Source organism: Paroceanicella profunda (assembly GCF_005887635.2).
Taxonomy (GTDB): Bacteria; Pseudomonadota; Alphaproteobacteria; order Rhodobacterales; family Rhodobacteraceae; genus Paroceanicella; species Paroceanicella profunda.
The window spans coordinates 526,881-540,000 of sequence record NZ_CP040819.1 but is presented as its reverse complement, the minus strand read 5'-3'; the positions used below and the strand labels follow the sequence as shown (position 1 = coordinate 540,000).

Annotated in this window: 12 protein-coding genes, 1 tRNA gene and 2 rRNA genes; 8 read left to right on the top strand and 7 right to left on the bottom strand. The window is 66.4% G+C overall.

The features are described 5' to 3' along the window. The first annotated feature begins 11 nt into the window (after positions 1 to 11). The 3 genes from FDP22_RS20520 (at position 12) to FDP22_RS20510 (ending at position 3,219) form a co-directional block, all read left to right on the top strand. A 23S ribosomal RNA gene (locus FDP22_RS20520) occupies positions 12 to 2,830 on the top strand. Between the two features lie 156 nt (positions 2,831 to 2,986). Further along, positions 2,987 to 3,101: ribosomal RNA gene (gene rrf / locus FDP22_RS20515) — 5S ribosomal RNA — on the top strand. A gap of 41 nt (positions 3,102 to 3,142) precedes the next feature. Further along, a tRNA-Met gene (locus FDP22_RS20510) sits at positions 3,143 to 3,219 on the top strand. Positions 3,220 to 3,402: 183 nt separating this feature from the next. Here the strand turns inward: FDP22_RS20510 and FDP22_RS20505 are convergent. Both FDP22_RS20505 and FDP22_RS20500 read right to left on the bottom strand, forming a co-directional pair. Next, positions 3,403 to 3,690 carry a DUF1330 domain-containing protein gene (locus tag FDP22_RS20505; RefSeq protein ID WP_138579565.1) on the bottom strand — a complete coding sequence of 96 codons (288 nt, stop codon included), beginning with the start codon at positions 3,688 to 3,690 and terminating at the stop codon, positions 3,403 to 3,405. A 496-nt stretch (positions 3,691 to 4,186) separates the two neighbouring features. After that, complete coding sequence (locus FDP22_RS20500) at positions 4,187 to 5,206, bottom strand: zinc-binding alcohol dehydrogenase family protein (protein WP_138579567.1); 1,020 nt, start codon at positions 5,204 to 5,206, stop codon at positions 4,187 to 4,189. Positions 5,207 to 5,304: 98 nt separating this feature from the next. Here FDP22_RS20500 and FDP22_RS20495 point away from each other — a divergent pair, with 98 nt between their 5' ends. Further along, a complete protein-coding gene (locus FDP22_RS20495) occupies positions 5,305 to 5,661 on the top strand; it encodes a winged helix-turn-helix transcriptional regulator (RefSeq protein WP_138579569.1) in 357 nt (118 codons plus the stop codon). A gap of 6 nt (positions 5,662 to 5,667) precedes the next feature. Here the strand turns inward: FDP22_RS20495 and FDP22_RS20490 are convergent, their stop codons facing one another. The 3 genes from FDP22_RS20490 to FDP22_RS20480 form a co-directional block, all read right to left on the bottom strand. Further along, complete coding sequence (locus tag FDP22_RS20490) at positions 5,668 to 5,877, bottom strand: hypothetical protein (protein WP_138579570.1); 210 nt, start codon at positions 5,875 to 5,877, stop codon at positions 5,668 to 5,670. A gap of 101 nt (positions 5,878 to 5,978) precedes the next feature. Further along, positions 5,979 to 6,866: a LysR family transcriptional regulator gene (locus FDP22_RS20485; RefSeq protein WP_138579572.1), complete on the bottom strand. Its 888-nt coding sequence runs from the start codon at positions 6,864 to 6,866 to the stop codon at positions 5,979 to 5,981. A 239-nt stretch (positions 6,867 to 7,105) separates the two neighbouring features. After that, positions 7,106 to 7,483 (bottom strand): AtzH-like domain-containing protein, encoded by a 378-nt coding sequence (locus FDP22_RS20480; protein WP_138579574.1) that lies wholly within the window; start codon positions 7,481 to 7,483, stop codon positions 7,106 to 7,108. A gap of 62 nt (positions 7,484 to 7,545) precedes the next feature. On the opposite strand from FDP22_RS20480, the gene FDP22_RS20475 reads away from it, so the two are divergent. The 4 genes from FDP22_RS20475 to FDP22_RS20460 are packed head-to-tail and all read left to right on the top strand — an operon-like array spanning position 7,546 to position 11,505. Further along, complete coding sequence (locus FDP22_RS20475) at positions 7,546 to 8,232, top strand: cysteine hydrolase family protein (protein ID WP_138579576.1); 687 nt, start codon at positions 7,546 to 7,548, stop codon at positions 8,230 to 8,232. A 52-nt stretch (positions 8,233 to 8,284) separates the two neighbouring features. Next, the gene (locus FDP22_RS20470; RefSeq protein WP_138579578.1) at positions 8,285 to 9,868 is read left to right on the top strand and encodes a regulator; all 1,584 of its coding nucleotides are present in this window, start codon (positions 8,285 to 8,287) and stop codon (positions 9,866 to 9,868) included. A gap of 1 nt (position 9,869) precedes the next feature. After that, on the top strand, positions 9,870 to 10,070 hold the full coding sequence (locus FDP22_RS20465) for a DUF4089 domain-containing protein (protein WP_170317814.1): 201 nt from the start codon (positions 9,870 to 9,872) through the stop codon (positions 10,068 to 10,070). Next, complete coding sequence (locus tag FDP22_RS20460; RefSeq protein WP_430225949.1) at positions 10,063 to 11,505, top strand: AtzE family amidohydrolase; 1,443 nt, start codon at positions 10,063 to 10,065, stop codon at positions 11,503 to 11,505. Before FDP22_RS20465 ends, FDP22_RS20460 begins: the two co-directional genes overlap by 8 nt. 215 nt (positions 11,506 to 11,720) lie before the next feature. Here the strand turns inward: FDP22_RS20460 and FDP22_RS20455 are convergent, their stop codons facing one another. Continuing rightward, the gene (locus tag FDP22_RS20455; protein ID WP_138579582.1) at positions 11,721 to 12,092 is read right to left on the bottom strand and encodes a response regulator transcription factor; all 372 of its coding nucleotides are present in this window, start codon (positions 12,090 to 12,092) and stop codon (positions 11,721 to 11,723) included. Between the two features lie 78 nt (positions 12,093 to 12,170). After that, a complete protein-coding gene (locus FDP22_RS20450) occupies positions 12,171 to 12,827 on the bottom strand; it encodes a response regulator transcription factor (protein ID WP_138579584.1) in 657 nt (218 codons plus the stop codon). Between the last annotated feature and the right edge of the window lie 293 nt (positions 12,828 to 13,120).

Below are 13,120 nucleotides of genomic sequence, written 5' to 3'. Positions count from 1 at the left end.
CTTCCGGATCGGATCAAGCGCGAAAAGGGCGTTTGGTGGATGCCTTGGCGATAAGAGGCGATGAAGGACGTGGCACTCTGCGATAAGTCCCGGGGAGGCGAGAGCACCCTTTGATCCGGGAATGTCCGAATGGGGAAACCCACCTGACATGTGATCAATATGGAAAGACCCGATGGGTACGATGCGGTTCACGCCGCGTCGGTTGATACCCTTTGGGCCCCTCCTTGTTGATGACGTGAGCCAGGTACTTGTGACTTGAATACATAGGGTTACAAGAGCGAACCCGGGGAACTGAAACATCTAAGTACCCGGAGGAAAGGAAATCAACAGATACTCCGCTAGTAGTGGCGAGCGAACGCGGATCAGCCGAGCCAGTTAACTTAGCAGAACCGGATGGAAAGCCGGGCCGTAGCGGGTGACAGCCCCGTATGCAGAGGTGACCTGGACATATCAAGTAGGGCGGGACACGTGAAATCCTGTCTGAAGATCGGGGGACCACCCTCGAAGGCTAAGTACTCCTTATCGACCGATAGCGAACCAGTACCGTGAGGGAAAGGTGAAAAGCACCCCGACGAGGGGAGTGAAACAGTACCTGAAACCGAACGCCTACAAACAGCCGGAGCGCAAGTGACGGCGTACCTTTTGTATAATGGGTCAGCGACTTGGTCTCACGAGCAAGCTTAAGCCGTTAGGTGTAGGCGCAGCGAAAGCGAGTCTGAATAGGGCGCATGAGTTCGTGGGATCAGACCCGAAACCGGGTGATCTAGGCATGAGCAGGTTGAAGGTGCGGTAACACGCACTGGAGGACCGAACCCACATCCGTTGAAAAGGATCGGGATGACTTGTGCCTAGGGGTGAAAGGCCAATCAAACTCGGATATAGCTGGTTCTCCGCGAAATCTATTTAGGTAGAGCGTCAGACGAATACCTCTGGGGGTAGAGCACTGGATGGGTAATGGGGTCCCACAGACTTACTGATCCTAACCAAACTCCGAATACCAGAGAGTACTATCTGGCAGACACACATCGGGTGCTAAGGTCCGGTGTGAAAAGGGAAACAGCCCTGACCAACAGCTAAGGCCCCTAATTCGTGGCTAAGTGGGAAAGCATGTGAGACGGCCAAAACAACCAGGATGTTGGCTTAGAAGCAGCCATCATTTAAAGAAAGCGTAACAGCTCACTGGTCTAGATAAGCTGTCTTGCGGCGAAGATGTAACGGGGCTCAAGCCACGAGCCGAAGCTTTGGGTGCAGCAATGCGCGGTAGCGGAGCGTTCTCTGTGCGGCGAAGGGTGTGGGTGACCTATCCTGGAGCGCAGAGAAGTGAGAATGCTGACATGAGTAGCGACAAAGAGGGTGAGAGACCCTCTCGCCGAAAGTCCAAGGGTTCCTGCTTAAAGTTAATCTGAGCAGGGTGAGCCGACCCCTAAGGCGAGGCCGAAAGGCGTAGTCGATGGGAACCAGGTTAATATTCCTGGGCCAGGAGGATGTGACGGATCGCAGAGGTAGTTATCCCTTATCGGATTGGGATGGCTGCTGAGCGGTTCCTGGAAATAGCCCTCCGTGAGATCGTACCCTAAACCGACACAGGTGGACTGGTAGAGTATACCAAGGCGCTTGAGAGAACTACGTTGAAGGAACTCGGCAAAATGCCTCCGTAACTTCGGGAGAAGGAGGCCCCGTCCGTGGGCAACCATGGGCGGGGGGCACAGACCAGGGGGTAGCGACTGTTTACTAAAAACACAGGGCTCTGCGAAGCCGCAAGGCGACGTATAGGGTCTGACGCCTGCCCGGTGCCGGAAGGTTAAAAGGAGGTGTGCAAGCACTGAATTGAAGCCCCGGTAAACGGCGGCCGTAACTATAACGGTCCTAAGGTAGCGAAATTCCTTGTCGGGTAAGTTCCGACCTGCACGAATGGCGTAACGATTTCCCCGCTGTCTCCAACGTAGACTCAGCGAAATTGAATTCCCCGTGAAGATGCGGGGTTCCCGCGGTCAGACGGAAAGACCCCATGCACCTTTACTACAGCTTCACACTGGCGCCAGACATGTCATGTGCAGGATAGGTGGTAGGCTTTGAAGCGGGGACGCTAGTCCTCGTGGAGCCTCCCTTGAGATACCACCCTTGTCCTGTTTGGCGTCTAACCGCGGTCCGTCATCCGGATCCGGGACCCTGTGTGGCGGGTAGTTTGACTGGGGCGGTCGCCTCCCAAAGAGTAACGGAGGCGCGCGATGGTGGGCTCAGAACGGTCGGAAATCGTTCGCTGAGTGCAATGGCATAAGCCCGCCTGACTGCGAGACTGACAAGTCGAGCAGAGACGAAAGTCGGCCATAGTGATCCGGTGGTCCCGAGTGGAAGGGCCATCGCTCAACGGATAAAAGGTACGCTGGGGATAACAGGCTGATGATGCCCAAGAGTCCATATCGACGGCATCGTTTGGCACCTCGATGTCGGCTCATCTCATCCTGGGGCTGGAGCAGGTCCCAAGGGTATGGCTGTTCGCCATTTAAAGAGGTACGTGAGCTGGGTTTAGAACGTCGTGAGACAGTTCGGTCCCTATCTGCCGTGGGTGTAGGAGACTTGAGAGGAGCTGCCCCTAGTACGAGAGGACCGGGGTGGACGTACCACTGGTGGACCAGTTGTCCTGCCAAGGGCAGTGCTGGGTAGCTATGTACGGACAGGATAACCGCTGAAGGCATCTAAGCGGGAAGCCCCCCTCAAAACAAGGTCTCCCTATCAGGGCCGTGGAAGACCACCACGTCGATAGGCTGGAGATGTAAGTGCAGCAATGCATTCAGTTGACCAGTACTAATCGCCCGATTGGCTTGAACCGATCCGGTAGTCGCAAGACAACCGATCCCAACTCAGGTCAGATACACAAAGACTTGGAAAGACGCCCGAAAGGGCAAAAAGCGTCTCACTGTCCAGGCCCAAAAGGCCAGGACGGCCAGACCTTCCGAGGAGCCCGCCAAAACGGCTCCCCCGAAGGTCTGGTGGTCACAGCGCGAGGTAAACTCCCGATCCCTTCCCGAACTCGGCCGATAAGACCCGCCGCGCCAATGGTACTGCGTCTCAAGACGTGGGAGAGTAGGTCGCCGCCAGACCAATACATCCTCATTCCCTCCCTTCACGATACATCAAACACCGCGGGGTGGAGCAGCCCGGTAGCTCGTCAGGCTCATAACCTGAAGGCCGCAGGTTCAAATCCTGCCCCCGCAACCAGAAAACCACCACGAAGCCCCCGGCGATACCACGCCGGGGGCTTCGTCGTTCGACCCGCAAAAGCAGCTGTCAGAAGACAGCGATCGGCGGTTTGACCGGGTCTCCCTCAGTCCCGTCAGGATGCGCGAGCGAATGCTGCGCGGGCAAATGAAGCTGACGCCGCCATCATCTGGCGTTGGGTTCTCAGCGTCCTTGGACGATAAAGCCCCGGTACCGCGCTCCCTTGAAGCGATGTTGCACGACATCCTGATAGGCGGGGCTGAAATACCAGGTCCGGGCCGCCTGCATGTCCGGAAACTCGAGGATCACGGCGCCTTCGATGTCCGGTCCTTCGAGCACCTCGAATTCTCCGTAGGCGACGCGGGGCGTGACCTCGTGTCCCTCCAGCGTGGGGCCGACGTTTGCGCTGTAGGTATCGAGTTCCGCCTGATCGAGCGTTTCCTCACGTGTGAAGACGACATATGCTGGCATTTCGTTTTCCTTCTCTCGGTTAGGGGTGAGCAGCGGGCCCGGTCAATTCGGGCCCCGCCAGATCGCTTTGCGGTGATGGCCGCGGACTGAGAACAATGGCCCCGACAGCGCGCGGCCAACAAGGCCTCACTTCAGTCATGCAGGCCGGCGGAGCGGATGCTTTGCCGAACGCGTCGCATGCCGCGCGGGTGGGGAAACGTTCATGCCCTTGAACGCCATGGGGTCCGGGGTCGCCGGGACGACCGCCGGAATCGTACGGCGCGCGGCGATCCGCACACTGACCCATCGCGGGAACGTCGCGTCGCTTCGGCAAGGCCGTGAGCTCGGTGATGAGCGCGCACCGGGCGGAATCGCGGCGCGCGCAAGCGTCGGGCACAGGCGGCGCGGCGTGTCGAGGGTTCGCCACGATGTTCTCCTGGAGTGACACGAAACCCGGCCGGGCCCGAGCGGGTGGGGGAGGCGCCGGAGCCCGGCCCGGCCTCCCCCGCAAGCCGCGTCAGGGCTGCCAGCCCTCCAGCACGACCTTGCCCTTCGCCGTGCCGCTCTCGAGCAGGGTGTGGGCCCTCTTGAGATTGGCGGCATCGATGGGCGACCAGTGTTCGTTGAGCGTGGTCCTGATCTCGCCCTCATCCACCATTTTCGAGACTGCATTCAACAGCTTGCCCTGCTCATCCATATCGGGCGTGCCGAAGAGCGGGCGGGTGAACATCAGTTCGTGGTGGATGGAAACCGCCTTGCGCTTGAACTGCATGATGTCCAGGTCTTTCGGATCGTCGATCAGGGCGAAACGGCCCTGCGGCGCGATGAACGCGGCGATCTCGCCAACATGCTTGTCGGTGTGCGTGGTCGAAAAGGCGAAGGCCGGCGCACCGATGCCGAGCGCCTCGACCTGCGCCGCAAGCGGCTGCGAATGGTCGAGTACGTGGTGGGCGCCAAGGCCTTCGACCCAGTCCCGGGTCTCAGGGCGCGATGCCGTGGCAATCACGGTCAGGTCGGTACATCGGCGCGCGATCTGCACGGCGATGGAGCCGACCCCGCCTGCGCCGCCGATGATCACGATGGCGCGCGCCGCACCGGGCACGTTCCTGTTCACGTCGAGCCGGTCGAACAGGGCTTCCCACGCGGTGATCGACGTCAGCGGCAGTGCGGCGGCTTCCGCCCAGTTCAGGGATTTCGGCTTCGCCCCGACGATCCGCTCATCGACGAGGTGGAACTGCGAATTGGCGCCGGCCCGGGTGAGCGAGCCCGCGTAGTAGACCTCATCGCCAACCGCGAACTCCGTGACCTCCGGCCCGACCTCGGTGACGATGCCGGACGCATCCCATCCGATCACCTTCCAGTCGGCGTCCTGCGGCGGGGTGCTGCGCCGGATCTTGTAGTCGATGGGGTTCACCGACACCGCCTTCACCTCAACGAGCAGGTCCCGACCGGTCGCGGTCGGCTTGGGCAGGTCGATATCGACGAGCGATGCTTCTTCGGTGATCGGGCCGGGTTTCTGGTATCCGACAGCTTTCATGATCGTGTCTCCTTGCTTGTCGAAAACAGACCTAGCGCGTATGCCGAGAGGACGCGATACGCACAAGTTTTGCCTATAGTGTCGAAAAGGATACTGTCATGGCCAAGCGCCCCCACTCCCGCTATGACTGCGTGCCCGGCTGCTCCGTCGAGGCGGCGATCAGCCTGATCGACGGCAAGTGGAAATGCGTCATCCTCTTCCACCTGCTGGAAGGTACGCAGCGCTTCAATGAAATCCGCAGGCGGATACCGGGCGTCACGCAGCGGACGCTGACAAACCAGCTGCGCGAGCTGGAGGCTGACGGACTGATCGTGCGCAAGGTCTATGCGGAGGTTCCGCCGAAGGTGGAATACAGCCTCTCCGACCTCGGTCACACCATGACGCCGATCCTCAGCGCCCTGAAGGACTGGGGGGACGCAAATCTCGACCGTTTCGCCAAGGCACAGGCGGCGTGAAGATACTCACGAACCGCTGATGCGGGCCTTGGCCCGCGAACCGGCCTCCCAGGCGTGGCAGGGGATGCCCTCATGTTTCGGGGGCGGCCGGAGGCGCCCGACGAAGATGTTGTGGAGACAGCGCCCCTTTCCATCCATCGGGATGCGGGTGCCCTCCACAGCGTCCGGCACCGCGCGAGCGCTGACGCCCACGCCTTGGTTCCTGCGTTTCGGCATGTTCGGATCTCCTCGGTCCCGGAGGCCGACAGACGGGGGATTGTCGCTTCCGTCACTGTCCGTTCGCCGGGGAGGTGCTCAGTCTGCGCGGGCGTCCCGGCTCAGGTCAGCGCATCGGCGATCTGGCGGGCGAAACGGGCTGTGGCGACCGGGAGGGTGCGGCCGCGCATCTGGCCGATCAGCAGCAGGCCGGAGGCGATGTCGCGGGGATCGAGCGGGCGCGTCACCAGGCGGGGGTCGGCGGAGGGCAGCAGGCCGATCGGGATCTGGAAGCTCAGCGCGTGTTCGTAGACCACGTACTGGCGCATCAGCTCGAAACTGTCTGCCACCAGCACCGGGTCCAGCCGGTAGGAACGGCCGCGCGTGGCCAGGTCCAGCAGGTGCCGCACGCCGTACTGCGCCGAGGGCACGATATGGGGCCGGGCCAGGCAGTCGCGCAGGCGCAGCACCGGTTCGCCGGCCAGGGGGTGATCGACGGCCATCACCACGGAGACCGGTTGCTCCACCGCCTTGATTACCTCGAAATCCACCAGATAGACCGGCTCGAACACGATCGCGAGATCGGTGGCGAAGGTGCTCAGGTCATGCTCGGCCTGGGCGCGGTCGCGGATGCGCACGTCGAAGGTCACCCGCGGGTGCTCGCGCCGGTAGCGGGCCATCTCGCGCGGCAGGAAGATCGGGTTCAGCGCCTGGGAGCAGGCGATGGAGACATGGCCGCGCCGCTCGCCGCTGAGATCGGCCACCTGGCTGCGCACGCGCTCCAGGTCGCTGAGCTGGGCCTGGATGTGCTGCATCAGGAGCTCGCCGGCCGGGTTCAGCCGCACGCCCCGGGGCAGGCGTTCGAAGATCTGCTCGCCGAAATCCGCCTCGAAGGCCTGGATCTGCCGGTTCAGCGCCGAGCTGGTGAGGTTCATGTCCTCCGCCGCGCGGCGGATGGACCCGGCGCGGGCCACGTCGCGGATCATCATCAGGGGTTTCATGTGGCGCATGGCGGCCCTCCCGAGCGCTGCGAAATTTGCAGCGGTATGATGAAAAACTAGCAGCAGAAAGCAGCACTGAACAGGCGCAAGGTGATCCGTGACGGGTGTGCGGCCGCGCGGCGGGCCGCGGGAACCCACCGGCAGGGATCAGGGAGGCGAGGGGGATGTGCAGGCCGAGATTGCCACGCCGGGCCGGCGGCCCGGGGCGCGCCCGGGCCCGGCCCGCCCCGGTTGCGGGGCGCCTGGTGTCAGGGTTGCAGGCTCACATGCGCCGAGACGATGCGCCAGCCCTCCGGCCGGCGCATCCAGACCTGGCTCTGCGCGCCACGGCGCCCGGAGGCGAGGCGGCGGTATTCCGTGGTCGCCGTGCCCAGGTCGGGCGTGAGTGCCACGATCCGGGTTTCGAACAGCTCCCGCGCCGTGTCCGACACGTCGCGCGCGCGGCGGAACGCGGTGATCTGCGCATGGCCGTAGAAGCCGCCCTCCGGGCCGAGCCGCGTGCTGCGCGGATCGTCCCAGAAGAAGCCGGCGAGGGCCTCGATGTCATTGGCACCGAGCGCGCGCTCATAGGCTTCGAACGCGGCCCCGATCTCTGCCGCCACTGCATCCGCGTCGAACCCGTCCATGCCGGTCTCCCCCTGTCTGCCGCGGGGAGTTGCCCCGGGCCCTGGCGAAAGGAATCCCAAAGATGAGCGAATTGCAACTGGTTGCCGAGCCGGCGCCGCTGGGGTTCACCCCGGCGCGCACCGCGCTCATCGTCATCGACATGCAGCGCGACTTCCTGGAGCCGGGCGGCTTCGGCGAGACGCTGGGCAACGATGTCTCCCTGCTGCAGGCCGCGGTGGGGCCCTGTGCCCGGGCGCTGGCCGCCGCCCGGGCGGCGGGGATGCTGGTGATCCACACCCGCGAGGGCCATCGGCCGGACCTGTCGGACGCCCCGCCTGCCAAGATCGCCCGCGGCGCGCCCTCGAAGCGCATCGGGGATCCGGGCCCGATGGGGCGGATCCTCATCCGCGGCGAGCCGGGGCACGACATCGTTTCCGCCCTCGCCCCGCTGCCCGGCGAAGTGGTGCTCGACAAGCCCGGCAAGGGCGCCTTCCACCAGACCGACCTCGCCCAGATCCTCGCCAACGCCGGCAGCGACACGCTGATCATCTGCGGCGTGACCACGGAGGTCTGCGTGCACACCACCATCCGCGAGGGCAATGACCGGGGCTACCGCTGCGTGGCCCTGGCCGATGCCTGTGCCTCCTATTTTCCCGAGTTCCACCGTGTCGGCCTCGAGATGATCAAGGCGCAGGGCGGGATCTTCGGCTGGGTGAGCGATGCCACGTGCTTCGCCGATGCGCTCAAGCGGGCCGCCGCGGCGGCCTGATCCGATCTCGTTTCGCGGCCGCGAGAGCCGCCTGCCCGACAGGAGGGGTATCATGGACAAGTCAGTGCCGAAGCTCTGGACACCGGGAGACTGGAACGCCCTGTTCGGTCTCGGAACCAACGTGCTGGTCAACCTGCTGGTGATGACCGGCCTGCTGAAATTCGTCGTCGGCCTGCCCGATGCGCTCACCTTCGGGCGCATCCTGCCGGCGGTCGGCTTCATGCTGTTTCTCGGAAACATGTACTACGGCTGGATGGGCTGGAAACTGGCGAAGCGCGAGGGGCGGGCGGATGTCTGCGCGCTTCCCTCCGGGCCGTCGGTGCCGCACATGTTCATCGTGGTCTTCGTGATCATGCTGCCGATCCTGGGGCGCACCGGGGATCCGGTGAAGGCCTGGGAGGCCGGGCTCGCCTGGGTGTTCCTGCAGGGCTTCATCCTGATCGGCGGGTCCTTCGTGGCGCCGTTCATCCGGCGGATCACCCCGCGCGCGGCGCTGCTGGGCACGCTGGCGGGCGTCTCCATCGCCTTCATCGCGATGCGCCCGGCGCTGGAGATCTTCATGACCTCGATCATCGGGCTCACCTGTCTCGCCATCATTCTGGTGAGCTGGTTCGGCGGGCTGCGCTATCCGCGCGGCATTCCGGCCGGGCTGGTGGCCATCGTGGTGGGGATGATCATCGCCTGGGGCGCCGCGGCGCTGGGGATGCCGGAGGTCGGCGGCATGAGCACGGCAGCGCTGCTGGACAGTTTCGCCAGCTTCGGCTTCTCGGTTCCGCTGCCCGCGGTGGGCCACGTGTTCTCCGGCTTCGAGTTCCTCGGCTTCATCCTGGTGACGGCGATTCCCTTCGGCGTCTATGACCTGGTGGAGGCGATGGACAATGTGGAGAGCGCGGAGGCCGCGGGGGATGTCTATTCCACCACCGAGGCGATCTCCGCCGAGGGCGCCATCTCGCTCATCGGCACGCTGCTCGGCTCGCCCTTCGCCAACGCGGTCTACATCGGCCACCCGGGCTGGAAGGCGATGGGTGGGCGCATCGGCTATTCGCTGGCCACCGGCGGGTTCGTGCTGCTGCTCACCTGGTTCGGCATTCTGGCGGTGTTCCTCAACCTGGTGCCCGTGGTCGCCATCTCGCCGATCCTGCTCTACATCGGCATGCTCATCGGTGCGCAGGCGTTCCAGACCACGCCGATGAAACACGCCCCGGCGGTGGTGCTCGGGCTCATCCCCCATCTCGCCTCCTGGGCGAAGACGCTGATCGACGGGGCCCTCGGCGCGGCGGGGGTGCAGGTCACCCCGGATCTCGTGGCCGGCATGGCCCGCGGCGGGGTGCTCTACGAGGGGCTGGGCGTGCTGGGCAGCGGGGCGATCCTCACCGGGCTGATCCTCGCGGCGCTCGGCGTGTTCATCATCGAGCGCAAGTATGTCTGGGCCGCGGGTTTCGCGGCGGCGGGGGCGGTGCTCACCTTCTTCGGCTTCATGCACGGGCCGGCGGTGGGTATCGCGGTCACGCCGGGCGTGTCGCTGGCCTATGCGATGGTCGCGGTCTTCCTCTGGCTCTGCCCGAAGCTGGGCCTCGCCGACATGCCGGATGCGGCGCCCTCCTCCGGCGAGCCCGGGCTCCAGCCGGCTGAATGACATGGAGCTGAAGTCCTACATGGACGCGGCGTCCGGGCTGCTGAACCTGCCCGTCGCGGCAGAGTGGCAGCCCGGCACGCTGCGCTTTCTCGGGCTGGCCGCCGACATGGCGGCCCTGCTGGAGAGCGTGCCGCTCGATGATGCGGAGCTGGTGCAGGCAGCGGTGTTTCGCCTGCCGGACGAGGGAGGGAGCGATGTCTGAGCCGGATTTCTCCATGGCCGTCGGCATCGCTTCGGATGTCGGCGCCGGCCGGTGCAGCGCGGCGGAGGTGACATCCGCCGCGTTGGCCCGCATCGCCGCGGCGAACCCCGCCCTGAACGCCTTCACCGCCGTGACCGCCGAGCGCGCCCGCGCCCGGGCCGCCGCCCTGGACGCGGCCCTCGCCCGGGGCGAGGCGCCGGGGCCGCTGGCCGGGGTGCCCTTCGCGGTGAAGAACCTCCTCGACATCGAGGGCCTGCCCACGCTGGCCGGCGCGAAGATCAACCGTGACCGCCCGCAGGCGCGGCGCGACGCGGTGTTGATCCGCCGGCTGGAGGCCGCCGGCGCCGTGCTGGTGGGCGCGGTGGGCATGGGCGAGTATGCCTATGATTTCACCGGGGAAAACGCGCATTTCGGCGCCTGCCGGAACCCGCATGACCCGGGCCGGATGACCGGGGGCTCCTCCTCCGGCTCCGCGGCGGCCACGGCGGCGGGCCTGGCGCCGGTCTCGCTCGGCTCGGACACCAACGGCTCGTTGCGGGTGCCTGCCTCGCTCTGCGGCGTGTTCAGCCTGAAGCCCACCTACGGGCGGCTGAGCCGTACGGGAAGCTTCTCCTTCGTCGACAGTCTCGATCATCTCGGCCCCTTCGCGCGCAGCGTGACCGACCTCGCCCTGGCCTATGACGCGCTGCAGGGCCCGCCGGAGGGCGACCATGCCTGTGCGCCGCGCGCGCCGGAGCCGGCTCTCCCGGGCCTCGACCACGCCCTGGGGCCGCTGCGTGTCGGCCTTCCCGGGGGCTGGTTCGCCCGCCATTGCGGGACGGAGGGCGCCGCGGCCGCCACCCGTGTCGCCGCCGCGCTGGGGGGCTTGGGCGCGCGCTGCCGGCAGGTGGATCTCGACGCGGCCGAGGCCGGCCGGGCGGCGGCCTATCTCATCACCAATTCCGAGAGCTCCGCGTTCCACCTGGAGCGGTTGCGCGCGCGGGCAGGGGAGTTCGACCCCGATACGCGGGACCGTTTCCTGGCAGGCGCGCTGCTGCCCGCGGCCTGGGTGGCGCGGGCGCAGCGGGTGCGGGCCTGGTGGCTGGCGCGCGCCCTTGCCGTTTTCGCCACGGTCGATGCGCTGATCGTCCCGGCGACCCCGGTCTCCGCGCCGCTGCGCGGCGAGACCGTGCTGCCGCTGGGGGGGCAGAGCCTGCCGCTGCGCCCCAGCCTGGGGCTGCTGTCCCAGCCCTTCTCCTGCATCGGCCTGCCCGTGGTCACGGTGCCGGTGTTCCGCCCGGGGGAAATGCCGATCGGGGTGCAGATCATCGCCCCGCCCTGGCATGAGCGCCGGGCCCTGCGCATCGCCCGGGCGCTGGAGCGCGCGGGCCACGCCACGGCCCATCCCCCGGTGCGCCGCGACATGCGGGTTCCGCAGGCGCAGGAACCGGCCTGAGCCTGCGGGCTTGGGCCGCCGGATACCCGCAGGCGCCGGCCCGGCCCGGGCTGCGGCGCAACCGGACAGGGCCCGTTTGCCGGTCGCCCGGCGCCATGCGCGCGGGCCCGGTGGCCTGGCGTCGGGTCATGAAGATCCGGCCCGGGCCGCCGGTTTCCGGGAGACGCGTGTCCGGGCTCCTGGCAGTGTCCGCTTCGGATGCGCGAAGGGAGGTTTCAGCCGCCCAGCAGCCGCTCCAGCCCCCGCGCGAACTCCGCACTCGCGAAGGGCTTGCCGAGGATGAGCACGTCTTTCCCGGCCAGGGCCTGCAGCCGGTCCGAGGGAAAGGACGTGATGAAGATCGTCGGGATGCGCCGCCCGGAGGCGCGCAGGGTCTCGAACAGCGCGATGCCGGACATTCCCGGCAGGTTCACGTCGCACACGAGGCAGTCGGGCGCCGGCCCCGCCTCGGCGCGGAAAGCCTCGGCCGAGGCGAAGGCCACCACCGCGTGGCCCAGGGCGCGGACCAGATTCGCCGTCGCCATCCGGACGGAATCGTCATCCTCGACGATGCAGACGAGCCGCCGCTGGGAAACAGGGTCTGACATGGGGTCCGGGAACGTTCGCGCGAAGGGGGCCTCGGCTCACTCTACGCCTCGGTGCCGGGTGCGGAACCATACTTGGGTCTAGCCGGAGGCGCCGCCCTCGCCCAGCATCTCGGAGATGCGCACCAGATCGGCGAAGCTGCGCGCGTTCATCTTGCGCATGACCTTGCCGCGATGGGTCTTGACCGTGATCATGCTCAGGCCCAGCTGAAAGGCGATCTCCTTGTTCATCAGGCCGCTGGTGGCGAGGCGCATCACCTGTTTCTCGCGCGCGCTGAGGGTGTCGAAGCGCAGGAGATGCTCCTGGCGGACGGTGTCGAGCGCCCGCCGCTGCCGGTCCCGCTCCACCGCAGCGGCGACGGCGTCCAGCAGGTCCTGGTCGCGGAAGGGCTTGGCGAGGAAGTCCACCGCCCCGGCCTTCATCGCGCGCACCGACATGGGGATGTCGCCGTAGCCGGTGATGAAGATGACGGGCGTGCGGATGCCGGCCTCGCCGAGCGCGCATTGCACGTCGAAGCCGCTGGTCATCGGCATGCGCACGTCGAGGATCAGGCAGTTGGCGGAGGCCGGGTTGCTGCTGGCGAGGAAGTCCGCCGGGGCGGGGTAGGCCTCGACCTCGAAATCCACCGATTCCAGCAGGTTTGCCAGCGCTTCGCGCACCGAGGGATCATCGTCGACCACCATGATCCGGGCGGGGACCGCAAGCCCCGCATCGCCAGTCCTGGAACTCTCCGGCATCGCTGCCTCCCGCTCGCCAAACCGCCCGCGACGGTAACCTCTCGCGGGCAGACCGTCCAGTCGATGGCGTACGAATAATCCACCGGACTGACTTATCGAAGCCGCCGCCGGGGCGGCGTGCGGGGCGGCTGCTGCGATCCGAGGACCGCCGAGGCGGCATCGGGCCCCGGGGAAAGGCGCTGCGCTCGGGTGCCAAGGCGTCGGAGGGGCTTGGGCGCGGGCGTCCCCGGGCGGTCCTGCACAGGGCCTCGGGGGGCGGCGCCGCGCCCCGGAAGGCAGGTCGTCGGACGGCG

Coding starts and splice junctions, on each gene's coding strand:
- FDP22_RS20450 (WP_138579584.1), bottom strand. CDS start 12,827: ATGCCGGAGAGTTCCAGGACTGGCGATGCGGGGCTTGCGGTCCCCGCC.
- FDP22_RS20505 (WP_138579565.1), bottom strand. CDS start 3,690: ATGCCAGCATATGTCGTCTTCACACGTGAGGAAACGCTCGATCAGGCG.
- FDP22_RS20470 (WP_138579578.1), top strand. CDS start 8,285: ATGGACAAGTCAGTGCCGAAGCTCTGGACACCGGGAGACTGGAACGCC.
- FDP22_RS20500 (WP_138579567.1), bottom strand. CDS start 5,206: ATGAAAGCTGTCGGATACCAGAAACCCGGCCCGATCACCGAAGAAGCA.
- FDP22_RS20480 (WP_138579574.1), bottom strand. CDS start 7,483: ATGGACGGGTTCGACGCGGATGCAGTGGCGGCAGAGATCGGGGCCGCG.
- FDP22_RS20495 (WP_138579569.1), top strand. CDS start 5,305: ATGGCCAAGCGCCCCCACTCCCGCTATGACTGCGTGCCCGGCTGCTCC.
- FDP22_RS20460 (WP_430225949.1), top strand. CDS start 10,063: ATGTCTGAGCCGGATTTCTCCATGGCCGTCGGCATCGCTTCGGATGTC.
- FDP22_RS20490 (WP_138579570.1), bottom strand. CDS start 5,877: ATGCCGAAACGCAGGAACCAAGGCGTGGGCGTCAGCGCTCGCGCGGTG.
- FDP22_RS20485 (WP_138579572.1), bottom strand. CDS start 6,866: ATGCGCCACATGAAACCCCTGATGATGATCCGCGACGTGGCCCGCGCC.
- FDP22_RS20475 (WP_138579576.1), top strand. CDS start 7,546: ATGAGCGAATTGCAACTGGTTGCCGAGCCGGCGCCGCTGGGGTTCACC.
- FDP22_RS20455 (WP_138579582.1), bottom strand. CDS start 12,092: ATGTCAGACCCTGTTTCCCAGCGGCGGCTCGTCTGCATCGTCGAGGAT.
- FDP22_RS20465 (WP_170317814.1), top strand. CDS start 9,870: ATGGAGCTGAAGTCCTACATGGACGCGGCGTCCGGGCTGCTGAACCTG.